Genomic DNA, 23241 nt, shown 5'->3' with positions numbered 1-23241 from the left:
TTATCTGTGACGTCAATTTTGTGCCGTTGCGCCGCCACCGCGCCTACTGTGCAGCTAGCCCTCCGAGGAAGCCAGGTGTCGCAATGACGGCTGAGCGCGTTGCCGAGGCCCTGTCGGCCGACGACGAGGTCCGGCACTCTGGCTATGCACCGGAATTGAAGCGGACTCTCGGCCCGTACCAGACCTTCGCGATCTCGTTCGCTTTCATCTCGGTCGCGGTGGGCATCTTCGCAACCTACGGCACAGTCCTGCAGACCGCCGGGCCCGTAGGGATTTGGCTGTGGGTCCTCGCGGCGTGCGGGCAGACTCTCGTCGCGCTGGTGGTCGCCCAGTTCGCCGCGCGGATTGCACTCAGCGGCTCGTCCTACCAGTGGGCCTCCCGGCTGGCAAACCCGAAGATCGGATGGTTGTTCGGGTGGCTCACGTTCTGGTTCTTGGCCATCGGCGTGGTCGCGATGGACAACGCGCTGACGAGCCAGGCTCTCATGCCGCTGCTGGGTATGACGCCCGACGAGGACACCGCACGTCTGATGACGGTGGGCGTGCTGCTCATCCAGACCGTGCTCGTCATCATGTCCACCCGTTTGCTCGGCGTGATCAGCTCTGGGGCGGTCGCGCTCGAGCTCGCGGTGCTGGTCGTACTGGTGATCGGCCTGGGTACGGCCGCGGCGACCGGCAACGGCACCGTCGGCAACCTCGTCTCCCGGGGCATCACCGCCGACGCGCCAGGCTATTTCGCCATCGGTGGCGGCCTGATGGCCGGGATGATCATGGGCGTCACCACGCTGGTCGGGTTCGACTCTGCGGCCAATCTGGCCGAGGAGGCCAAAGACCCGTTCCGCACAGTGCCCTTCGCGGTCGTCGCATCGGTGGTGGTGTCGGCGGTTCTGGGACTCGTATTCGTCGTCATCCTGACCATCGCGATCACCGACATGTCGCAGGTGAGCAACAGCGCATCGCCGGTGGCCACGATCATCGATGACCAACTGGGCCCCGTCATGCAGCGAATGCTGTTGTCGGGAATCGCTTTTGCGATGTTCAGTGCCGGGCTGGTGATGCTCGCCTCGTGTTCGCGGTTGGCGTTCGCCATGGCACGCGACGCGCGGTTCCCCGCCCACGGGGTGATTCGGCGCGTCAACCCGCACACCCGGACACCCGTCGCCGCGACCGTGCTGGTTCTCCTCATCGGGCTCGTCCTGATGATCGCCTTGCCGGGAGCCGCACTGCTGCAACTGATCATCGGCTCGACCATCCTGCCCGCACTCATCTACGGCTCGATCACCGTGCTCTACCTCGCGGTGCGAAAACGCCTCGGGCGCAAGCCGGGTGCGTTCAGTCTGGGACGCTTCGAGCTGCCGGTGGCGGTGGCCGCGCTCGTCTGGGTTTCCTTCGCCCTGCTCACGCTCGTATCACCGCACGCCGCCCTGGTGCCCGATCTGATCGTGGCCGGCCTCGTCCTCGCCGGCGGCCTGTATTTCATCAAGCTGCTCGTCTTCGACCGCGACGTCTTGGACACGGAACCCGGTGACCCCGATGACTTCTGACGTCGCTACCAGCCTGGTGCGCAAGACCTTTGATCCGTTGATCGCAGACCTGCGGCCGACGTGTGTCGCCCGCAACCGGTACCGGCCACAAGGAGGCTGACCGATATGACCCATTCCACCGACCTTCCGGACAAGGCCCATCGTGAGTTGCCCCACGGCGCTCAAGCCGCCGACGAATTCTGTGAGGATTGCGGTTACGAGCCGCAGCTCAAACGAAGTCTGGGCACCTTCCAGGTTTTCGCGATCTCGTTCGCCTTCATCTCCGTCGCCGTCGGTGTCTTCGGCACCTACGACGACGTATTGCAGAACGCCGGGCCCGTCGGGATCTGGCTGTGGGTGATCGTGGCGATCGGACAGACTCTCGTGGCATTGGTGATCGCCCAGTTCGCCGCCCGGATCCCGCTGAGCGGCTCGTCGTACCAATGGGGTTCGCGGCTGGCGAATCCCAAGGTCGGCTGGTGGTTCGGTTGGTTCAACTTCTGCACTCTCACCGCGGGCGTGGTGGCGATCGACAACGCACTGGCCAAGGATGCCCTGATGCCGATGCTCGGGATGGCCTCCGACGAGCGGACCGCACGCATCATCACCGTGGTGATGCTGATCATCCAGGCCGCGATCGCCATCGGCTCGACGCACCTCGTCGCCATGATCAACACCAGCGCAGTCGGTTTGGAGCTGGCGCTGGTCGTCGTACTCGTCATCGCGCTCTTCGTCGCCGTGGCGATCTCGGGCAAGGGTTCGATCAGCAACCTGACCTCGCGCGGCATCACCGAGGGCGCACCCAACTACTTCGCGATCGGCGGCGGTTTGATGCTGGCCACCGTGCTCGGCCTGACCACACTCGTCGGATTCGATGCCGCTGCCAACCTGGCCGAGGAAGCCAAAGACCCGTATCGCAGCGTACCCAAGGCTGTCGTGGGTTCCGTTGTCGCAGCGGCGGTTCTGGGGCTGCTGTTCCTCGTCGCGCTCACCGTGGCGATCGATGACATGCCGCGGATCAGCGCCAGTGACTCACCGGTCGTGGAGATCATGCACGATCAGCTCGGCACGGTCATGGAGAAGCTGCTGTTGGTCGCCATCGTGTTCGCGTTCTTCGGCGCCGGGATGGTGACCATGGCCACCGGCTCACGCATCGTCTACGCGATGGCGCGTGACTCCCGGTTCCCCGGGCACAAGGTGATGCGCCGCGTCGACGCCCGCACACATACCCCGATTCCGGCGACAGTCCTCATCGTCGTATTGGGCATCATCCTGATGCTCGCACTGCCCGGCGACTCACTGCTGCAGTTGATCACCACCGGCACGATCATCGGCCCGAGCCTCTACGGCGCGACCATTATCCTGTATCTGTCCGTACGCAAGCGGCTCGACCGCGTCGACGGCGCCTTCGACCTCGGACGCTACGAGATGCCGGTCGCCATCAGCGCACTGATCTGGTCGGGCATCGCGGTGTTCATCATGGTCACGCCGACGTCTGCCCATGTGCCGATCGTCATCGTGCTCGGCCTGACGCTACTGGGCGGCCTCTACTTCCTGAAGTTGTGGAAATTCAACCGCATCGTGCTCGACACCGAGCCCGGCAAAGTCGACGTCTTCAAACACTGACAGAAAGGTTATCCAGTGACTGCCACTGCCGTTGAGCTGACCGGTGAGGTCATCCGACCGGGAGACCCCGGCTATGAAAAAGCCCGCCTCGGCTGGAACAAGCTCTATACGCACTATCCCGCCGCGATCGTGTACTGCCACGACGCGCAAGACGTCCTCAATGCCGTCAAATGGGCTCGCCGGCTTGGTGTTGCGTTCCGCGCACGCAGTGGCGGTCACTGCATCGAAGGGTGGTCGGCAATCGACGGTGGTCTGGTGATCGATGTCAGTCGGATGAAGAACGCCGAATTCGACGAGACTGCAGGCACAGTCAGGGTCGGCACCGGTCTGATCCAGCGTGAGGCCGTCGCCACACTGGGTGCGCGCGGCTATGTGATGTCGACCGGAGCCGAAGGCACCGTCGGGCTCGGCGGGGTGATTCTCGGCGGCGGATTCGGCTTGCTGACCCGCCAACTCGGCATGGCATGCGATGCGCTGCTCGCCGCCCAGATCGTGGTCGCCGACGAAGCGGAGTCGGCGAAAATCATTGAGGTCGACCAGGATACGCATGCCGATCTGCTGTGGGCATGCCGTGGTGGCGGCGGCGGCAATTTCGGCATCACGACCGCGTACACGCTCAAGCTGACCAAACTGCACGACGTCCAATTCGTCATCGCCAAGTGGGACGGACACGACGACCTGGGTGAGGTTCTGCGCGTCTGGCAACGCGATGCGCCTTTCGCTGACGAAAGGCTGTCCAGCGCTGTGGAAGCCGACGCCGCCCACTTCGAGATGACGGCGGTGATGCACGGCGCCAGCCGCGCCGAAGCCGAGGCCGAGCTGGCCTCGGTGCTTGCGGTCGGCCATCCCGACGTGGACTTCCGTGAAGGATCGTGGCCGGACTTCTACGCCGATGCCGACCGTGGACCGGACCTGCCGTATTGGAAGTTCCAGTCTCAGTTCGTCACTGAGCCGTTCCCGGACGAGGCGATCGACACCGTCCTGCACTACCTCGCCAATTGCCCGACGCCCGAGAGCAACTTCTTCGTATCGAGTTTCGGTGGGGCGGTGCGCAGAGAACCACCGGGCGGGTCAGCATTTCCGCACCGCGACGCGCTGTTCTACTGCGAGCCCGGCGCGGCGTGGAGTGATCGCGCACTCGACGCGAAGGCGCTCGCGTGGGCGAACGACTTCTGGCGAGCATTACGCCCCTACGGCACAGCCGGCTACGTCAACGTGCCCAACGCCCAGGCCGCCGACTGGGAACGTGAATATTTCGGTCCGAACGTCGAGCGGCTACGGCAGGTCAAGGCCATCTACGATCCCCACAACGTGTTCCACTTCGAACAGAGCGTTCCGCCTCACTGAGGGTGCGCTGCAAGGTAATCCGTGACGGCGATCGGCTCGGTGGCCAGGTAGCCGACCGGCAGCAGAACGTCGCCGGCCGTCGTTCGGTAATAGATCTCCCACCGGTAGTAGCCGGCGAACGCCGCGGGGTCGGTGGCGAGGACATCGGCGTAGTCCGTCACTGCCCGGACGTAGTCGTCCGAATGGTTGTACGCGTAGATCGCGCCGTCCCGATTGTGCGCAAATCCGTTGGCGGCCAGCTTGCGCCCGGCGGCCATGATGCTGTCCCGGGGCGCGTGGATGTCGCCGCCGTCGCTGTATGCGGCGAACGTCGACGGCAGAAACTGCATGGGCCCCTGCGCGCCTGCGGAGCTCAGGCCCACGATGCGGCCGAAGGTGGTCTCGACGAAGTTGATGGCCGCGAGGTAGTTCCAGCCCACACCCGTGGCCGCGTCCGCCTCGCGGTAGTAGCGCAACAGTTCGTCGGCCGGTGCGGGCGCGTCGATGCGCCACGCGGGAACAGTGGCCTTCGTGTCGCCGGAGACCAACCTGTCCAGGTGCCGGCGAGCCCCGACGTTGAGGTCATAGATCGGCAGAAACGCCGGTGGGATGCGCGGACGAGCGACCGCATCCCACTCCGGATGACGGCCGATCGCCCGGTAGGCGGCCTGTTGGCGCCGAGCGGCGGCAGCCAGCACCGGCTCCGACGCCGCTCGATCCCGCAACGTCTGCTCGTCACCGACCAGATCGTCGGCCAGTTTCACCGGGTCCGAAGCCAGCCGCGGCTGCGCGGGAGCGGGTGCGGCTTGCGGTGACGCAGGAGGTGGCGCCGCTGCCGGCACGGACGTCGGCGTCGGGGACGTGGCCTCGGCGCATCCCGCGAGCACCGCTGCGGCCGCGACGCCGAGCAGCACGGCGCGCATGCGCAGCGTGAATGACCGGTGCGCATGCCCGTGTGCCGACCGACGGTTCGCCGTGCCCTCCCCTGCCGCCAGAAATTAGGGTGTGTGCCTACCCTATGCGCCCGCTGTGCCCCGTCCGAGACTGGTTGGGTCCTATCCCCTCGAGCGGAGGTTTCCACCATGGCAATCGTCGCGACCACACTCGTCCATCCGAATCCCGGCGTGACCTGGGACGTCATCCAGAGGGAGCTCAAGCGCGCCACCACGCTCGCCCGCAAGCACGGCGCGGAGAACGTCACCGCACTGGTCAACATGGTCGGCGGCCAGGCCACCAACACCATCGGCATGATGTCGACCGCCGCGGACTGGGCCACCTACGGCAAGATCCAGGAGAGCCTGAACGCCGACCCCGAATACCAATCGCTGCTCATGGATGCGAGCCAGCTGGCCACCTGGGAGAACTACCTCAGCCAGTCGATTCCCGATCTCTGACCGTCATCTCGCCGACTGGCCAGTTGTGGCACGCATTCTTCGAAACGTCGCGCCACAGCTGGCCACTCGATGCGGGTGCTGCCCTCCACAACATGCTGCTTTGGGCTCTATGTATTGGGGTCCAACGGCCTTTGCGGTCGGTACGCGGCCCACCGCATCATGGCATCGTGCCGAAAAACGCGAAGTGACAGCACCGTCGCTGACACTCACCCGGGCACACCGAACTCGCCAGTGACAGCGACTCAGGAGTGCATTCGTGTCCTCACGGCCCGAACCCGATGTCCTAGACAAAGACGATTCCCCTGCAGACCGTGAGCTGACCCGGCTGCTCGGGATGCTCGATGACCTGCTCGACCGGCTCGACGCGGCTGAAGCTCCCTGGCAGGAGTGGCTTGCCGAGGTTGCCGCGGATTATCGGTCCAGCGCGGCAAACATGGTCCACTACTGGGCGATTCGCCAATGCGATCTGCGTGACCTGCAGCGCCGGCTGGCCGCCTTCGGGCTGTCTTCTCTCGGTCGCAGTGAACCGCACGTCCAAGCCACTCTGCGGCTGGTGCGCTGCGCCGCGTTGGCAATACTCAAGGGCTCATGGGCACCGCCACCACCTGCGGTGGTGCAGCCCGAGCAGAGTGAACATCTGCTCCGGCGCCGCGCGGTCGAGCTGTTGGGACCGGCGCCGGCCGGACACGAAGCGCGCATCATGGTCACCCTGCCGTCGGCGGCCGCGACCGACCCCGAGCTGGTGCGCCGGCTGATCGAGCGTGGAATGGGCATCGCTCGCATCAATTGCGCTCACGACGACGCCGATGCCTGGCGCGCCATGGCACACCATGTGCGGCACGCGAGCCGGCTCACCGGTCACGGCTGCCTCGTCGCGATGGATCTTGCAGGGCCCAAGCTGCGCACAGGTCCGATCCAGCCGGGTCCGCGCTGTTTGAAGCTGCGCCCGAGCCGCGATGCGCTGGGCCGCGTTCTCGATCCGGCCCGAGCGTGGCTGACCGCCGGGGAGCATCCGGCTGCCGCACCGCAACCCGACATGCCGACGCTGCCGGTATCTGGGCAGTGGCTGGCGCGCCGTCGTGACGGTGACGTGGTGCGAATGCGCGACGCCCGTGGTGCGAGACGGCACCTGCTGCTGAGCAGCGAGGCCGGTGGATCACACGGCTTCGTCGGAACGACCGACAAGACAACGTATTTGGTCACCGGCTTGATGCTGGACGTGGATCACGCCGACGATTCGACGCCTGTGGGGGCCTTGCCCGAGCGCGAGCAGAGTCTTGTGCTGCATCGCGGCGATCTGCTCAACGTCACCCAGGACTGCTCGCCGGCATCCGTCGAACCCGATGGGCCTGCACAGATCGGCTGCACGCTGCCCGAGCTTTTCGACAACGCCCGGGTGGGCGAATCGATCTACTTCGATGACGGCAAGATCGGTGGCGAGATCATCGAGGTACATGCCGGCATGGTGCAAGTACGTATCACGCGCGCCGACGTGGGCGGTACAAAGCTCCGGGCAGCCAAGGGCATCAATGTGCCGGACACGCGCCTGCCCGTACCGGCGTTGACGGACAAGGACATTGCCGACTTGGCAACGGTGGTGGAGATCGCCGATCTCGTCGAGCTGTCGTTCGTGCAAGACCCCTCCGATATCGTCAGGCTGCACGAGGCTCTCGCCAAGCTCGATGGCGACAAGCTCGCTGTCGTACTCAAGATCGAAACCCGCCGGGCATTCGAGCGGCTACCCCAGCTGCTTCTCACGGCGATGCGGCGGCCGCGCGTCGGTGTGATGATCGCGCGTGGCGACCTCGCGGTGGAGGTCGGCTATGAACGACTTGCCGAATTGCAGGAAGAGATCCTCTGGCTGTGCGAAGCCGCGCATCTGCCGGTCATCTGGGCCACCCAGGTCCTCGAGCAACTCGCGACGAGCGGGTTGCCGTCACGCGCGGAGATCAGCGACGCCGCGATGGGTGAGCGGGCCGAGTGCGTCATGCTCAACAAGGGCCCGCACGTCGAGGAGGCAGTGCGCGTCCTCGACGACATCCTGCGTCGGATGGCCCGCCACCACTACAAGAAGAACGCGTTGCTGCGCCGACTGCGTTCGTGGCATCCCGAGACCGTCACCTGACCGTCCGGGGCGCACACCGCGCCCGCACTCGTCCATACAGCTCGGATGAACAGGGATCGGGGAAGGACTGCTCAGCCATGGAACACGATTCGGCCACAACCTTGGAGCCCGCCCGCCATCTGGAGATCGAGCGCAAATTCGACGTCGCCGAATCCACCGTCGTACCGTCGTTCGACGGTCTGACGTCGATCACCAGGGTGAGCCGAGCGCCGACCGCGGTGCTCGACGCGGTCTACTTCGACACCCCAGAACACGATCTGGCAGCCCAACGCATCACGTTGCGGCGCCGCACCGGCGGCAGCGATCCCGGCTGGCACCTGAAACTACCCGCCGATGTCCACACTCGCACCGAGATCCGCATGCCGCTCAGCGCCGGCGACGGTGTGCCGGCCGACCTGCGTGACATCGTCCTTGCGATCGTGCGCGACCATCCGCTCCTTCCCGTGGCCCACATCAACACCACCAGAACGGTTGACACGTTGTACGGCCCCGACGGGAACGCACTGGCCGAATTCGCCGACGACCGGGTGAGCGCATCTGCTGGCGATGCCGACATCCACTGGCGGGAATGGGAATTGGAGCTTTCCGAGAACACGCTCGCAGACGGTGATGCCACTGAGCAGACGATGGCGCGCGTGGCCGACCGGCTGCGACAGGCCGGCGCGGTGCCCGCCGGTCATGCGTCGAAATTGGCGCGGGCACTCGGCGCGTCGGCCGGCCGGCCTGAACATGCTGCGGGGCATGGTGATTCGATTCACCAAGCCGTGGCCGAGCATCTCCAGAAGCTGTTGGAGTGGGATCGGGCGGTGCGGGCAGACGCGGCGGATTCCGTGCATCAGATGCGGGTCACCATTCGCACGATCCGCAGCCTGCTGCAGGCGTCGCCCGCGGCGTTCGGGCTGGGCGAGGACGCCCCGATCCTCGATGAGTTACAGCAGTTGGGTGCGGTGCTGGGCACGGCTCGTGACGCCGAAGTACTGGGCGAGCGATATGCGCGAGCCCTCGACGATCTGCCGGAGAAACTGGTGCGTGGACCTGTCCGGCATCGGCTCGTCGACGGTGCACACGACCGCTACCAGTCGGGGCTGCAGGCCTCGCTTGCCGCGATGCGATGCGACGACTATTTCAGGTTGCTCGATCAACTCGAGGCGGTGATCGCAGCCGAGCCCCTGGCACCGTCGCGCGGCACCGAAAAACTGGCGGAGGCAACGATTGCCGACGGATACAGAAGCCTGCGCCGCCGCGTCAGGGCGGCGGCTGCGGCGGACGTCGAACATCACGACATCGCACTGCACCGGATCCGCAAGAGCGCGAAGCGGTTACGCTACACCGCTGCGGCGACAGGACAGCCGAAGGTGGCGGAAGCAGCGAAAGCCATCCAGACGCTGTTGGGCGATCACCAGGACAGCGTCGTCAGCCGCGGCCACCTCATCGAGCAGGCCGACGTTGCCCATGACGCCGGCGAGGACACACTCACCTACGGCGTGCTGTATCACCGGGAAGTCGAGATCGCGACGCGCTGCGAACAGGATCTGACCGCCGCGTTGAAGATGCTCGCCAAGGCGGTCCGCACAGCGCGGTGATCGGCCGACCCGCGACAGCCCGTCCCTGCTTCCTTCCCCACCGAAGACCGCGCCGCCCAGATTCTGGACTGGTGCGTGAGGCCTCCCACGCCGCGTACAGCTTCCGCACAGCAAAACACCTCGGCGATGAGGTTGTGGTGTGCGGCTCACTGTCGTACCGTCAACCTAGTTGATTAGCCGTCCTAGCGGAGCTTCCCCACCGGTCCGCGCCTGGTCGCCGCTCATTGAAAGGGTCACGGATGCAGCGGGTTTCGATCGGACGTCGGCTGAGCCGACGGTGGATGCTGCTGGTCGCGGCAGTGGTGATCGCGGTGGCGGCCTTCGCGGTGTATCGCCTGCACGGCATATTCGCCTCGCACGATGTCACGTCGACACCCAGCGGCGCGGTCAACGACATCGTTCCGTTCAACCCGAAACACGTGGTCATGGAGGTGTTCGGCCCGCCTGGCACGGTCGCGACCATCACCTACCTGGACGTGAACGCCCAACCGCAGCGGGCCGACGGCGTCGCGTTGCCATGGGCGTACGACACCACCACCACCCAGCCCGCGGTGTTCGTCAACGTCCAGGCCCAAGGTGACAGCGACTCGATCGGCTGCCGGATCAAGATCGATGACGTGGTCAAAGACGAGAGAACGGTGAACACCCTGAACGCCTACACCTACTGCCTGGACAAGTCCGGATGAGCGCCGACGACGACTCCCACCGGGTGCCGAACCTGATCCGGCGGTTCTCGGTGGTCATCGCACTGTTCTGGCTGGGTCTGGCGGTGGTGACCAACGTGTTCGTGCCCCAGTTGGAGACCGTCGCCGAATCGCACAACGTGTCGCTGAGCCCCCATGACGCACCGTCGCTGCAGGCCGCCAAACGCATCGGCAAGGTGTTCGGCGAGTTCGATTCGGACAGCTCGGCGATGATCGTGTTGGAAGGCGATCAGCCGCTCGGGGCCGACGCGCATCACTATTACGACGGTTTGATCCAGAAGCTGCGTCAGGACACCAAGCATGTCCAGCACATTCAGGATTTCTGGGGCGACCCGCTGACGGCAGCCGGCTCACAGAGCACCGACGGCAAAGCCGCGTTGGTGCAGGTGTACCTCGCGGGCAACCAGGGCGAGTCGTTGGCCAACGAGTCGGTCGACTCGGTCCGCCGCATCGTCGAGGACACTCCGCCGCCGCCAGGGGTCAAGGCGTATGTCACCGGCCCGGCGCCCCTGGTCACCGACCAGTTCGAGGTGGGCCGGCACGGCACCCTCAAGACCACGCTGATCACCATCGGGGTGATCTTGGTGATGCTGTTGTCGCTCTACCGTCGCGTCACCACCGCGATTCTCGTGATCTTCACGGTGATGATCGAGTTGACCGCGTCGCGCGGCGTCGTCGCCGTGTTGGCGAACGCCGGCGTCATCGAGCTGTCGACCTATTCGACGAATCTGCTGACGCTGCTGGTGATCGCCGCAGGCACCGATTACGCGATCTTCATCCTCGGGCGTTTTCACGAAGCGCGGTACGCCGGGCAGGACCGCGTGACGGCGTTCAACACGATGTACCACGGAACGTCGCACATCATCCTGGGGTCGGGCCTGACCATCGCCGGAGCCGTGTTCTGTCTGACTTTCACCCGGCTCCCCTATTTCCAGAGCCTCGGCATACCCGCCGGCATCGGCGTCCTCGTGGCCGTGGTGGCGGCGTTGACCCTGGCGCCCGCGGTGCTGGTGATCGGCCGCCATTTCGGTCTGTTCGAGCCGGCGCGCCGGCTGCAGACCCGCGGCTGGCGACGCATCGGGACGGCCATCGTGCGCTGGCCCGGTCCCGTGCTGGTGGTGACGGTCGGGGTGGCTCTCATCGGGCTGCTCGCGCTGCCGGGATACAAGACGAGCTACGACGCCCGGCCGTATATGCCGGCCGATGCCCCGGCCAATGTGGGCTACGCGGCCGCCGAACGGCACTTCTCACAAGCGCGACTGAATCCTGAGCTTCTGATGATCGAGGCCGACCACGACCTGCGAAACTCCACCGACATGATCCTGTTGGAGCGCGTCGCCAAGGCCGTGTTCCACACGGACGGCATCGCTCAGGTGCAGGCCATCACGCGGCCGCTGGGCACGCCGCTGGACCACACGTCGATACCGTTCCAGATCAGCGCGGGCAGCTCGGCGCAGATCAACAACCTGCCCTTCCAGCAGGCCCGCGGCGCCGATCTGCTCAAACAGGTTGACGTGATCAACAATTCGATCGACATCCTGCGCCAGCAATATGCGCTGCAACAGCAGTCCAGCGCCGTCACCGACGAGCAGGCCAAAGCCTTCCAGCAGACCGTCGCCACCGCGCAAGATCTGCGGGACAAGATCGCCAACTTCGACGACCAGTTCCGCCCGCTGCGCAATTACTTCTATTGGGAACCACACTGTTTCGACATCCCGATGTGCGCGGCACTGCGGTCGGTGTTCGACGCGCTCGACGGTATCGACGCGCTGACCGATCAGTTGGCCAGCGTCTCGGGCAGCATCACGAAACTCGATGAACTGCAGCCCAAGCTGCTGGCGCTGATTCCGCCGCAGATCGCCAGCCAGCAGACCAACCGCGACCTGACGCTGACCAACTACGCCACCACCTCGGGCATCAACGACCAGACGCAGGCCGCCCTGCAGAACTCGACCGCGCTGGGTCAAGCATTCGACGCATCGAAGACGGACGACTCGTTCTACCTGCCGCCGGAGGCGTTCACCAACCCCGAATTCCAGCGCGGGCTCAAGCTGTTCCTGTCACCGGACGGCAAGGCGGCCCGCATGATCATCACCCATGACGGCGATCCCGCTACGCCTGAAGGCATTTCGCACATCGACGGCATCAGGCACGCGGCCCAGGAGGCAGTCAAGGGCACTCCCCTGGCCGGCTCCAAGATCTACCTCGCCGGCACCGCAGCCACCTACAAAGACATCCAAGACGGCGCCAAATACGACCTCATGATCGCCGGGATCGCCGCGCTGAGCCTGATTCTTCTGGTCATGATGTTCATCACCCGCAGCATCGTCGCCGCATTCGTCATCGTGGGCACGGTCGCCCTGTCGTTGGGCGCCTCGTTCGGGCTGTCGGTACTGATCTGGCAGGATCTTCTTGGCATCCAACTGTTTTGGATTGTGCTGGCGCTGGCCGTCATCCTGCTGTTGGCGGTCGGGTCGGACTACAACCTGCTGCTGATCTCCCGGTTCAAGGAGGAGATCGGCGCGGGCTTGAACACCGGCATCATCCGGGCGATGGCCGGCTCGGGTGCGGTGGTGACCGCGGCAGGCCTGGTCTTCGCGGCCACCATGGCGTCCTTCGTGTTCGCCGATCTCCGGGTGCTTGGCCAGATCGGGACGACGATCGCGTTCGGATTGCTGTTCGACACGCTGATCGTGCGATCGTTCATGACACCGTCCATCGCCGCATTGATCGGCCGCTGGTTCTGGTGGCCGCTGAGGGTGCGTCCGCGGCCCGCGAGCCAGATGCTGCAGCCCTATGGATCCCGCGCTTCGGTCCGTCAACTACTGCTGTGGGAGGACGGCGACCCGATCGCGGGATCGTCGCGGCGGAGCTGAACCGGAGCTAGGCGGGCCGGTTCGCTCACCGACGGAGCAGCGGGCAGCTTCTTCTTCAACCGAGCGACCCGGCGCAACTGAGCGACGATGTTCATCGACGTCAGCATCGGGATTCCGCCGATGAACGTCCGGAACGACGGGTTGCCGCCGTGGACATGCAGCTCGTACAGGCAGCCGACGACGTAGAAGAACCCCATGGTGAACAAGACGGCCGGGATCGCATAGGCAAGCGGGTTGCGCGCGTCGTTGACCAGTTCGGTCGCGTACTCGAACTCTTCCTCGGTCAACGGTTGACGCTTGCGCACCTTCGCCAGCACCGCCTTGTGGGCGCCCACCTGCTCGCCCATCGGCGCCGGGGTGCGGTTCTCCAACCGGGTGATGTACAGAAACACGCAGCTGGCGAAGACAATTGCCATCACCGCGGCGAGGATTGTGAGATCGCCCCAGATACCGAGATCCACGCGAAGACTCCTTTACTGAGATCTACTAAGTACGCTACCTCAGTCCCGGGTTTCCAGGCGCTCGTTCACCCTCGCCAGCGCCTCGTCGAAAACCTCTACTTTTTCGCCACGCTTCTCGTTGGCGGGCTGCGCAGCGCCGCGGGCGCCTTCGGCCTCCACGCGCGCCGCACCCTGGCGCCGCAGCAGGCTGAAGTTCTTCTCGCGGGCTTGCCGCAGCCGGCTCTGCAGATCCTTCAGCGCCTTCTCATCCATCCGCGCCAGCGCTTCGGGATGCGACTCGGCGATCAAGGAGCTCTCCTGCGGGGTCAGGTTCACGTGGTTGCTCATCCTTGATTCATAGCGTGCACCACCCAGACCTGCCCGGCGAATCGCCCGACAGCTACCCGAACCGTCACACCCCGGTCGTTACGAGTTCACATCACCAGCCGGCCTCCAAGGGCCGCGGCAAGTTCAGCACCAGTTGTGCGTCTCTGGTGACCTCCAGGCTGAGGATTCTCGACGCGCCGAGCCCGTCGAGTAGGTCGCTGAGTGGGCCGCCATGGCGAGTGATTGTCACATCGCGCGGCAAGGTGCGTTGAGCGAACGCCAGCGTGTTGGATTGCACCGAGGTCTGATGCCATTTCCCGTCGACCAGGTGGACCATGGTGTTGGTTCCCATCCGGGACTGCGACGGCACTTCGGTGAACTCCGGCAGCCTCGCATGTAGCGTCACATCCGGCTGCCCTGCGGGACCGCCGATTTCGGCGTGGACGGTGTCGCGCAGGCTCACGCTGATGTCGGTGCGCCACTTCGGGAGTTGGTAGCCGCCGACGCCACGGACCCGGGCGATCTCAGTGGTGACGGGCAGGGCAAGCACGTGGGCATAGAACTTTCTGCGCCGCATCGCGTTGATCAACTCAAGCTCAGGCAACAGCTCGGAGACCAGGCCGCGCTCACCGGGTTTCCGCACGACGACCGCGACCGACACCTCGTCGTAGGGATCGTTGTCGCACACCGCGTAGGAAAAGAAGGTCAGTGCAGCCACACCGAATCCCGGTGCCGCACGCAATGGTTCGAGCGGCGCCGGCAGCATCGCGCCCAGGCGGTCGAGCGGCGCAAGCAGGTTCGCCTGAACGATGCTGGCACGATAGTAGAAGTTCGGCGCCCAGATCGGCCCGACGCGGGAATCGACTTTGACCTTCGGGATTCTGCGGAACCAGTCGATGTTGCCCACCGCGGGATCACGCGCCACCTCGTCCAGATTCGGGTTCGAACGGTAACGGTCGTAGTAGCCGCCTTTCGGCACTTCGACCGTCTGGCCTGCGAATTCGATCTCGGTGAGCTGCATACTCATCGTGCGGTACCTCGTCTTTCGTCTGGTAGCTCCAGCCTGACAGCGGGATACCCGGATCCACAGGTGCCGGATGGCCAACAAGTTGTGATAAGCGGCCAGATGCGTGTGTGACGCGGCCGATTGGGCCCTTATTGCGCCGGTTGTGCCGACAGCGGCCTTGTGCAGGTGTGAATGCCCGATAAGCTTCTGCAAAACGCAAGGGAGACAACGATGACCGGCACCTCAACGGATTGGGAGGTGGTCGGCCGGGCGAATTATGTGTCGTTCACCAGCTACCGCAAGGACGGCAGCGCAGTGTCGACCCCGGTCTGGATCGCCCCAGCCGGTGGCAAGCTCTACTTCTTTTCGGAGGTCGGCGCCCACAAGGTGAAACGCATCCGCCGTAACCCGGCAGTGACGTTGCAGCCCTGCGACGTTCGAGGAAGGACCATCCCGGGTTCGCCCATCGTCGACGGCACCGCACGGGTCCTCGACCACGCCGAGACGCCGAGGGTCCGCAAGATCGTCAATCGCAAATACCGGTTGCTGGGACCGCTGAGCGAATTCGGTGTGTGGATCACCCGTCGTCAACGGGCTTCGTTCGCCATCGAGATCGGCCCGAGACAGTAGCGGTCAGCCACCAAGGACGGATACGACCTTTTTGGCCGTGGCCTTCGCGGATCCCGGATTCTGGCCGGTTATCAGCCGCCCGTCGGCGACGACGTAGGAGGTAAAGGGAATCAGGCCCTTTTCGTACCGGGCGCCGCGCTTCTTCATCTCCTCTTCGACGTTGTACGGCACGAGCTTGTCGACGCGTGCGAGCACCTCCTCCGACCAGGAGAACCCGGTCAGCTTGCGCCCGGCAACCAAAAGCGAACCATCCGACAACGTGGTGTTGAGCAGTCCGGCGTAGCCGTGGCATACCGAGGACACGATTCCGCCGCGCTCGAAGATCTCACGCGTGATACGTTGCAGCCCTTCACTGTCCGGGAAGTCGAACATCACTGCGTGGCCGCCGGTGAAGTAGATCGCGTCGAAGTCCGCCGCGTCGATCTCATCAGGCGAAGCGGTGTTGGCCAGCAGTTCCATCTTCGCGGGGTCGGCCTTCCACGACTTTGCGCTCTTGTCGTAGTTCGGAAACTTCAGCGAGCGCGGTTCCAACGGAGAGGGACCGCCCTTCGGGCTGACGATCGTCTGTTGATAACCCGCTTCGGCGAAGATGTCGTACGCGTGTGTCAGCTCCGAGAGCCACAAACCGGTCGGCTCGGACGGATCCTCGTAATGGGAGACGTTGGTGACGACGTTCAGGATGCGCTTGGTCATGTCTCAAGGATTCCGCTGGTGCGCCGGCATTGCCAGCAACTGGCCACTTCTCACAACTTGTTGGCCATTCATCACCTGTCGACCGATGCGGGCTCGTTCCTAGGCTGGGTAACGCATGATGAGACCAAACAGCCCGACACGGCGACGCGAGGTGTATGTGAGTACGCACGACGTTCTGCGTTCGCCGGCCAGTGCTGCGCTACTGGTCGATCTGGCCGCCGAGCACGGTTTGGCCCACGCCGACTCACTGCACGGCACACCCCTGACCCGAGAGGCGCTCGACGACCTCGATGCCGAGGTCCGGCTTCGCGATGAGCTGCAGATCCTCAGCAACATCCTCGACGGACTGCCTGATGTTCCGGGGCTGGGAGTGGAGGCCGGGCTGCGCTGCCATGCTGCATCGCCCGGCATCTGGGGTCTCGCGCTCATGAGTTCCCAGACACTGGGTGATGCCATGTCGGTCGGGATGTCACTCGCGGCGCTGAGCTTCTGCCTGTGCCGGCTCAGTGTCAGCACCGACACAGCAGACGGCACCGGCAGGTTGGTTCTCGACCCCACGGCGCTGCCGGTCGGCATTCGCCGATTCGCGGTCGAACGTGACAGCACCGGCATTCAGACACTGCAGCGCGACCTGCTCATGAATCCCGATGCTCCGCTTCGAGTTGCCTACACGATGCCGCGCCCACCAGAGGACGAGGTTCGGAAATACGTCGACGTATTCGGCGTCGAACCCGAATTCGATGCGCCGCAGAATTGCCTGATCGTCAGCCTGGAATCATTGAGCGCGCCGCTGCCCCAGGCCAATCAGTACGCCCGGTCGATGGCGGAGAAACAAGCGGTCCAACTGCTCAGACAGCGATCGGCCCGCGCCGGCGTCGCGGGCCTGTTGCGCGATCTGATGCTGGCGAGTCCGTCTCCCGTGCTGTCGCTCGACGAAGCCGCGCGACAACTCGCCGTCAGCCCACGTACCCTGCGTCGACACCTCGCCCAAGAAGGTGTGTCGCTGCGGGTGCTGCAGGAAGAGGTGCGCGAAGCGCTGGCCGAGGAGCTGCTGGTCTCCGACGGGCGTTCCGTGGCGGATATCGCTGAACGCCTTGGTTATTCGCAGGTGTCCAGCTTCACCAAGGCCTTCCGGCGGTGGAAGGGTGTCGGACCCCAGGAGTATCGCACACGGGCGCGTTCTCGATGACCGCACCGGATCTGCAGGCCAAGCGGCCCGCCGCGAGTCTCGTGCTGATGCTCGACTGGGCCGCCGAGTTCGGCTTGACCGCACAACAGTGTCTGGCCGGCACCAGGATCTCCCCGGGCGCAGTCCGGGCCCCCGCCGCCGAGGTCAGCGGACAGCAGGAACTCAGAGCCATCGCGAATATCGTTGCCGCGCTGGGAGACCGGCCGGGGCTCGGTCTGCAGGCCGCGGCCAGGTATCCGGTCACCGCATTCGGGGTGTGGGGATTTGCCATTCTCACCAGCCCGACCCTGGGCGAAGCAATCGATGTCGCCGTGAGATTCGTGCGACTCAGCTATGCCTTCTGTACGTTCGAAACACGTCGCCACGGTGACGAACTCTCGATCGTGATCGATGCCCGTTCCGTACCGCAGCCGGTCCGCAGGTTCGTGCTGGAGCGTGACGCAGCCGCGATCCCCAATCTGTACCGGGAGATCCTCGGCACGCCACCGCCACCGAGCCGCATCTCGTTCGCACTCCCCGACCCGGGAGGAGCCGTCGGCGTGTACGAGGAGATGTTCGGCGCAGTGCCCGAATTCGACGATGCGATAACTTCTGTCACGTTGTCGGCCCAGCTGCTGAACGTGCCACTGCCGCAAGCCAGTGCCCACACCTCCAAACTCGCCGAACAGCAGTGCCGGCTGCTGCTCGAGCAGCGGGAGGCCAGAACGGGTCGGGCAGGTGTGGTGCGCGATCTGTTGCTGGCCGACCCCGCCCGGCCGCCGACCCTGGCGCAGGTGGCAGAGCGGCTGTCGTGCAGTACGCGGACGCTGCGAAGGCAATTGGAGGCGGAGGGCACCTCGTTCCGGAAACTGCTCGACGAGGTCCGCCACCACTTGGGTACGGAGCTGCTACAAAGCGGCATGACCGTCGAGCAGGTCTCGAACCGGCTGGGATACAACGACGTCAGCAATTTTTCACATGCGTTCCACCGTTGGAAAGGCGACAGCCCGCGGGCCTATCTGGCTCGGCAGAACACCACAACACATCACCGCACGAGAAAAAGGTAAAGGAGTTCACTGCATGTACGCGATAACGTTCAACGGTTTTGGCGATCCGGAGGTGATGGAGTGGGCTCAGGTCGACGACCTGCCCGCACCTGGTCCGGGACAGGTCGCCATCGACGTGGTGGCCGCCGGGGTGAACCGCGCCGACGTGATGCAACGGATGGGCTTCTATCCACCGCCTCCCGGTGTCAGCGATATCCCCGGCCTCGAAGTATCAGGGTATATCACTGAAGTCGCTGCCGGAGTACAGGATTGGGCGCCTGGCGATGCGGTGTGCGCGCTCCTGGCCGGCGGCGGCTACGCCCAGCGGGTCAACGTGGCGGCCAGCCAGGTGCTACCCGTGCCCGACGGCGTCAGCGTCGCCGCCGCCGCAGCCCTGCCCGAGACCGCGGCGACCGTGTGGTCCAACGTGGTGATGACCGGCGGGCTACAGAGCGGGCAGACCCTGCTGGTCCACGGCGGCGGCAGCGGAATCGGCACGCACGCAATACAAGTAGGCCGTGCGCTGGGCGCCAACGTGGCGGTGACCGCCGGTTCGCAATTCAAGCTGGACCGCTGCCGCGAACTCGGCGCGCAGACGTTGATCAACTATCGGGATCAGGATTTCCCGGCCGTGGTCAATGCCGAATACTCCGGCGCCAACGTCATTCTCGACATCATGGGCGGCAGCTATCTGGCCAAGAACGTCGAGGCACTGGCCGAGAACGGTCACCTGACGATCATCGGGCTCCAGGGCGGTGCCACAGCGGAACTCAATCTCGGTGCGCTGCTGTTCAAACGGGGATCGGTGCACGTGACAAACCTGCGCCGGCGGCCCGAGCAAGGGCCCGGCTCCAAGGCCGAGATCATCGCCGAACTGCGTCGGCACCTGTGGCCGCTGGTCGCCGAGAGTCTCGTCGCACCCGTTGTCGCGGCCGAGATCCCGATCACCGACGCCGCGGAAGCCCACAAGCTCCTCGACTCCAACGAGACGGTCGGAAAGGTCCTGCTGGTGGTGCGCGAACCCTGACAGAGCCGGGCGACTTGGCGCGATCCTCGAACATGTGTTCCAATAGGCGCTCGGCCCGGCCCGCCCAGTGCGGGCGACGTTTTCGAGGAGATCGCCACAACAATGACTGTAGAAACCCCGGTAGCAGCCACGTCGTCGGCCGACTCCGACACCGCCGACGTCTCCTCGGCCGAGAGCACCTCGCCCGCGGAGGCCGCAATCGCCGGGACCCCTGCCGAGCAGAAGCCCCGGAAGGCCCCCGCCAAGAGGGCGACCGCCAGGAAGACCAAGACTCTCGAGCTGACCCTCACGGTCACCGGCACAGCGGACGGCGAATGGCGAGCGGAGCTCAGGCAGGGCACCACCTACCTGGCCCGCGACCTCACCGTCGCGGCCGCCGCAGTCTCCCGGGCGGCCAAGGAACTTCACGAAGACCTCTCCACACCGATCGACGAGGTGATCGAAGAGGCGCGTGCCCAGCAGGCCGCCAAGGTCGCCGCGCTGGAGTCTGAACTGGAAGCCGCCCGCAAGGCTCTCGCCGACCTGGACTGAGCGCGGTCACGTCAGTCCGAATGACGGTGCCACGCAGCGATACACAAGACCATCGCCACGATCAAGGCGATCAACACCCACAGGACGAGGGCTTGGTCCACCCATGCCCCGGTCGGCGGTGAGCCGCACCCGCAGCGTGGCGCCATGTTCGACTCAAACGTCGCGAAGTGGAATCACACGTACAGCGAAGCAAACGGCTCGAACGGCAGATTCCTGATGACGAACCAGACCGTCACCACCACCAGCGCAATCATCGCCGACCATCGGTAATTCTGCCAACTTCGCACACGCCGGCCGGACAAGCGCCCATAGGTCCACACACCGAAGGCCCATGCGAGGAGCCCCACAGCCAGCAGTCCAATAGCGTTGAACCTCAACGCCGCAAGGAAATCGCCATGCATCAGGGAGTAGATCATTCTCAGGCTGCCGCAGCCGGGGCAGTCGATACCCAACAGCGCCTTGGTCGGGCAGGCCGGCAACACCGAACCGGGCTGGGTGGGTTCGCCTATCCAGATGGCGGCACAGGCGCACCCCGCCATGGCGGCCACCACGAGTGGCGCGCCAAGGCGGAGGTGCGGTTCACGTACAGCAGCCACCGAGGGCCACATGCTTCTCAGTAGCCTGAGGACATTCCGGCCATGCCACCGGCGACGGCGATGATCCCCCAGACGATGCCAAGGGCGACACCCGCGATCGCTCCCCACATCGCGAACTTCTTTGCGTCGTCTGCCGACTTCTGCGCCTCGGCGTACCGACCCTGTGCGTACAGTCCTGAGACCTGAGTCGACTTGACAATGGCCACGATTCCCAGCGGTAGGCAGCACAGGACCGTGCACAGAATGGCCCAAACCAAGTTGTTGTCCGGCGGCGAACCCTGTGGTCCCTGCGGCGGGAAGTTCCCCGGGGGTGGCGGGTACCCACCGGGCGGCGGGTAATTCCCTGGCGGTGGTTGAGCGGTCATAGGCACCTTCCCGAGTCCGTTTGCTGAATGCAGCGAGATCACACTACCTGAGAGTTTCCTGTATGCGCGCTGAGGTCACCTGACCTACCGCGACCTTCGACGACGGACGCGTCAACACGCCGGCAACCTTGGCAGTGTTTGGCACATATAGCTCGATAAGGCAGTCGGACAAAGCGTTTCGCGCGTTCACCGAAAGTGTTCGGGCCGGTCCTCAGCGCCCTGCGAACGTCACCGGTGCATCCGATCGCCAAGTGCTACGTCGGTCGCGGTACGGCCTTTCGGATCTCGTTCACATAGGCGGTCTGGGTCTCGCACGTGCGGTCGAGAAGTTCGACCGTACACAGGATTACAGATCCGCCACCGACTCCCCTTGGCGGATTCGGCAAGCTACTGCCCGAACGGACAACAATTCGGCATTCTGCCCCTCCGACAGGTACCCGCTTTGTACGCTTGAACAGCTCGAACAGTCCATTCCAGATCGTGCCGCCACCATCGAGAGGTACACGAACATGGGTACATGCGCGGGATTGAAGGCACCGATTTTCGTCGCGACTGCTGTCGTAGTCGTCGCCGCCGCAGGATGCGGATCGGACTCGACGTCGTCAAGCACCACATCGTCGCCGACGACCGCAACCACCCCAGGGCAGGCGACGACGACTGCGGCAGCGTCCGCCCCGGGACAGATCATCGTCCCCCTCGGTAACGAACCGTCCGGAACGGTCAACCTCAGCTGGGACCCGGGGTCAAAGCTCGTCACCGCCAAGTTGCAGATGTCCGGCTTCACGCCGGGCAGCAGCCACGCCATGCACATTCACGACGGCAGTTGCGCGAAGCAAGGCGACGTCTTGATTCCCTTCGGCAACGTCACCGCCGACGACAAAGGCGTCATCAACACCGCGGTCCAGAGCACGCAACCCTCCGACAAGGGGCTGACCGCAGGCACTCTCCTCAACATCCACCTCGCATCGGTCGAAGACATGGGCGCCCCCGGATCCCCCAGTTACATGCCGATCTCGTGCGCCGACATCGACCCGGCAATGTCGTCCACGCTGCAGATGGCACCCTTGCCCCAGTTCGGCGATCATCCGCAGAGTCAGGCGATTCTGCAATACGACCCCGCGGCCAAGACACTCACCGTGCCGGTCCGTACGACCGGATTGGTGCCCGGCAGCGCACACGCAGTGCACATCCACCTCGGATCGTGCAGCTCGCAGGGACCGGTGAAATATCACCTCAACGACCTCGTGGCGTCGAAAGACGGGGTCGCCGAGTCAACGACGATCATCGACAACGTCACCGAGGCGCCACCGGCGTCTGGCTGGTATGTCAACGTGCACTTGGGATCTCATGATGAGATCGAGAAGGATGGCAAGCCGACCATGTTCTTCGCGCCGATCCTATGCGGGAATATCACCGCATAATCCTGAATCTCGCCGCCCCGGGCGCGCCGCATCGCCGAGCCGGGAGATCGTGATCTCACAGCCTGCCGAGATCCGTTGCTGTCCAGGTATTTTCATGGTTCGGAAGTGGCAGTCGCTGCACCACGGCCCAACCAGCCGTCGGCGGGGCAGAGCAGGGTTCGCCGCCACTGCCAGTTCGAATCGGAGTCCGCGGATCGGCGTCTTTGGAATCATGCCGATTTTTGCCGGTATCCCGGACGCCTGTTTCCGCTAGCTTCTAGCGGTCGTCGCAATGCGGAAGGAACGTGATTGATGAGCGAGCACACACGCGGTTGCCGTTGAGGTGTGCGACAGATACCCGGGAGTACCGGGATCCGAAGCACTATGTCGTTCCCCGGATTTCAACCACGAGAGGCGCATAAACCCGCATGTTGAATCGTTTCGCCACCCTGGCTGCTGTGTGCATGTTGGCCCCGGTAGCGGTGACGCCCCTCGCGTCGGCCGACCCGCCGCCACCACCGCCGGACCCCGCCGCACCCGTCGCCGACGCCGCCGCACCGCCCCCGCCCCCGGCCGACACCGGCGCCGTGCCCTCCTCGCCCCCCGGAGTCCTCGACACCCCCGACGGCTGGCACGTCACCGTCGTCGGCTCCAACGAAACCCTGCTACCGGTCGCCCCGCTGACCACCGCGGTGTCCTCCCGCGAATACCTCGTCGGCGGCACCTTCACCGGCAACGTCAGCGGCTCGGGCAAAACCAAACTCACCGGCGGCACCCTGGAAGCCGGCGCCCAAATCGGCTGCGGCATCATCAGCGACGAAACCGAAATCAACCCCGGCATCAGCTTCACCCCCG

22 protein-coding genes and 1 pseudogene are annotated in these 23241 nt (G+C 65.0%); 15 read left to right on the top strand and 8 right to left on the bottom strand.

Annotated features, from left to right (window positions below):
• Nucleotides 1-83 precede the first annotated feature (83 nt).
• From RMCB_RS18255 to RMCB_RS18245, 3 genes are all read left to right on the top strand, one after another.
• A complete protein-coding gene (locus tag RMCB_RS18255) occupies nucleotides 84-1544 on the top strand; it encodes an APC family permease (RefSeq protein WP_062829916.1) in 1461 nt (486 codons plus the stop codon).
• Between the two features lie 105 nt (nucleotides 1545-1649).
• Complete coding sequence (locus RMCB_RS18250; RefSeq protein ID WP_062829915.1) at nucleotides 1650-3149, top strand: APC family permease; 1500 nt, start codon at nucleotides 1650-1652, stop codon at nucleotides 3147-3149.
• A 15-nt stretch (nucleotides 3150-3164) separates the two neighbouring features.
• On the top strand, nucleotides 3165-4496 hold the full coding sequence (locus tag RMCB_RS18245) for an FAD-binding oxidoreductase (RefSeq protein WP_062829914.1): 1332 nt from the start codon (nucleotides 3165-3167) through the stop codon (nucleotides 4494-4496).
• On the opposite strand, the gene RMCB_RS18240 is transcribed toward RMCB_RS18245, so the two are convergent.
• A complete protein-coding gene (locus RMCB_RS18240; RefSeq protein ID WP_062829913.1) occupies nucleotides 4490-5398 on the bottom strand; it encodes a lytic transglycosylase domain-containing protein in 909 nt (302 codons plus the stop codon). The two genes, RMCB_RS18245 and RMCB_RS18240, sit on opposite strands and share 7 nt — an antisense overlap.
• Before the next feature lie 159 nt (nucleotides 5399-5557).
• Here RMCB_RS18240 and RMCB_RS18235 point away from each other — a divergent pair, with 159 nt between their 5' ends.
• From RMCB_RS18235 to RMCB_RS18215, 5 genes are all read left to right on the top strand, one after another.
• On the top strand, nucleotides 5558-5869 hold the full coding sequence (locus RMCB_RS18235) for a hypothetical protein (protein WP_029372402.1): 312 nt from the start codon (nucleotides 5558-5560) through the stop codon (nucleotides 5867-5869).
• Between the two features lie 256 nt (nucleotides 5870-6125).
• A complete protein-coding gene (locus RMCB_RS18230) occupies nucleotides 6126-7994 on the top strand; it encodes a pyruvate kinase (protein WP_062829912.1) in 1869 nt (622 codons plus the stop codon).
• A gap of 77 nt (nucleotides 7995-8071) precedes the next feature.
• Nucleotides 8072-9577 carry a CYTH and CHAD domain-containing protein gene (locus tag RMCB_RS18225; RefSeq protein ID WP_062829911.1) on the top strand — a complete coding sequence of 502 codons (1506 nt, stop codon included), beginning with the start codon at nucleotides 8072-8074 and terminating at the stop codon, nucleotides 9575-9577.
• A gap of 239 nt (nucleotides 9578-9816) precedes the next feature.
• Entirely contained in the window at nucleotides 9817-10263 is a 447-nt protein-coding gene (locus tag RMCB_RS18220) for an MmpS family transport accessory protein (protein ID WP_029372407.1), read from the top strand.
• A complete protein-coding gene (locus tag RMCB_RS18215; protein WP_062829910.1) occupies nucleotides 10260-13157 on the top strand; it encodes an MMPL/RND family transporter in 2898 nt (965 codons plus the stop codon). The genes RMCB_RS18220 and RMCB_RS18215 overlap by 4 nt, the downstream gene beginning before the upstream one ends.
• Here the strand turns inward: RMCB_RS18215 and RMCB_RS18210 are convergent.
• The 3 genes from RMCB_RS18210 to RMCB_RS18200 form a co-directional block, all read right to left on the bottom strand.
• Nucleotides 13100-13573, bottom strand: coding sequence for a hypothetical protein (locus RMCB_RS18210; RefSeq protein ID WP_234792169.1), 474 nt, complete (start codon nucleotides 13571-13573; stop codon nucleotides 13100-13102). The genes RMCB_RS18215 and RMCB_RS18210 overlap by 58 nt on opposite strands.
• Nucleotides 13574-13657: 84 nt before the next feature.
• Nucleotides 13658-13945, bottom strand: a complete 288-nt coding sequence (locus RMCB_RS18205) for a hypothetical protein (protein WP_029372410.1) — start codon at nucleotides 13943-13945, stop codon at nucleotides 13658-13660.
• A gap of 91 nt (nucleotides 13946-14036) precedes the next feature.
• Entirely contained in the window at nucleotides 14037-14951 is a 915-nt protein-coding gene (locus RMCB_RS18200) for a hypothetical protein (RefSeq protein WP_062829908.1), read from the bottom strand.
• Nucleotides 14952-15161: 210 nt separating this feature from the next.
• Between RMCB_RS18200 and RMCB_RS18195 the strand changes: the two genes are divergently transcribed.
• Nucleotides 15162-15560, top strand: coding sequence for a PPOX class F420-dependent oxidoreductase (locus RMCB_RS18195; RefSeq protein WP_062829907.1), 399 nt, complete (start codon nucleotides 15162-15164; stop codon nucleotides 15558-15560).
• A 3-nt stretch (nucleotides 15561-15563) separates the two neighbouring features.
• Here RMCB_RS18195 and RMCB_RS18190 read toward each other — a convergent pair whose 3' ends face one another.
• Entirely contained in the window at nucleotides 15564-16253 is a 690-nt protein-coding gene (locus tag RMCB_RS18190) for a type 1 glutamine amidotransferase domain-containing protein (protein WP_062829906.1), read from the bottom strand.
• A gap of 157 nt (nucleotides 16254-16410) precedes the next feature.
• Between RMCB_RS18190 and RMCB_RS18185 the strand changes: the two genes are divergently transcribed.
• The 4 genes from RMCB_RS18185 (at nucleotide 16411) to RMCB_RS18170 (ending at nucleotide 20025) form a co-directional block, all read left to right on the top strand.
• A complete protein-coding gene (locus RMCB_RS18185; RefSeq protein WP_234792166.1) occupies nucleotides 16411-17442 on the top strand; it encodes an AraC family transcriptional regulator in 1032 nt (343 codons plus the stop codon).
• Entirely contained in the window at nucleotides 17439-18488 is a 1050-nt protein-coding gene (locus RMCB_RS18180) for an AraC family transcriptional regulator (RefSeq protein WP_062829905.1), read from the top strand. The genes RMCB_RS18185 and RMCB_RS18180 overlap by 4 nt, the downstream gene beginning before the upstream one ends.
• A 13-nt stretch (nucleotides 18489-18501) precedes the next feature.
• The gene (locus RMCB_RS18175; protein ID WP_062829904.1) at nucleotides 18502-19494 is read left to right on the top strand and encodes an NAD(P)H-quinone oxidoreductase; all 993 of its coding nucleotides are present in this window, start codon (nucleotides 18502-18504) and stop codon (nucleotides 19492-19494) included.
• Between the two features lie 102 nt (nucleotides 19495-19596).
• On the top strand, nucleotides 19597-20025 hold the full coding sequence (locus tag RMCB_RS18170) for a DUF6319 family protein (protein WP_029374252.1): 429 nt from the start codon (nucleotides 19597-19599) through the stop codon (nucleotides 20023-20025).
• A gap of 11 nt (nucleotides 20026-20036) precedes the next feature.
• Here the strand turns inward: RMCB_RS18170 and RMCB_RS18165 are convergent.
• From RMCB_RS18165 to RMCB_RS18155, 3 genes and pseudogenes are all read right to left on the bottom strand, one after another.
• Nucleotides 20037-20150 (bottom strand): annotated as a pseudogene (locus RMCB_RS18165) (DUF4436 family protein); the annotation flags it as partial.
• A 48-nt stretch (nucleotides 20151-20198) separates the two neighbouring features.
• Entirely contained in the window at nucleotides 20199-20633 is a 435-nt protein-coding gene (locus RMCB_RS18160; RefSeq protein WP_062829903.1) for a DUF2752 domain-containing protein, read from the bottom strand.
• Nucleotides 20634-20638: 5 nt separating this feature from the next.
• Entirely contained in the window at nucleotides 20639-20986 is a 348-nt protein-coding gene (locus tag RMCB_RS18155; RefSeq protein WP_062829902.1) for a CD225/dispanin family protein, read from the bottom strand.
• Between the two features lie 509 nt (nucleotides 20987-21495).
• On the opposite strand from RMCB_RS18155, the gene RMCB_RS18150 reads away from it, so the two are divergent.
• Nucleotides 21496-22407, top strand: coding sequence for a CHRD domain-containing protein (locus RMCB_RS18150; RefSeq protein ID WP_062829901.1), 912 nt, complete (start codon nucleotides 21496-21498; stop codon nucleotides 22405-22407).
• Between the two features lie 407 nt (nucleotides 22408-22814).
• Nucleotides 22815-23241: MspA family porin (locus tag RMCB_RS18145; protein ID WP_201028313.1), on the top strand; the 427-nt coding region annotated here is incomplete at its 3' end.

It is taken from the genome of Mycolicibacterium brisbanense (assembly GCF_001570425.1).
Lineage (GTDB): Bacteria > Actinomycetota > Actinomycetes > Mycobacteriales > Mycobacteriaceae > Mycobacterium > Mycobacterium brisbanense.
Note: the sequence above shows the minus strand (reverse complement) of the source record. Positions and strands in the feature narration are given on the sequence as shown.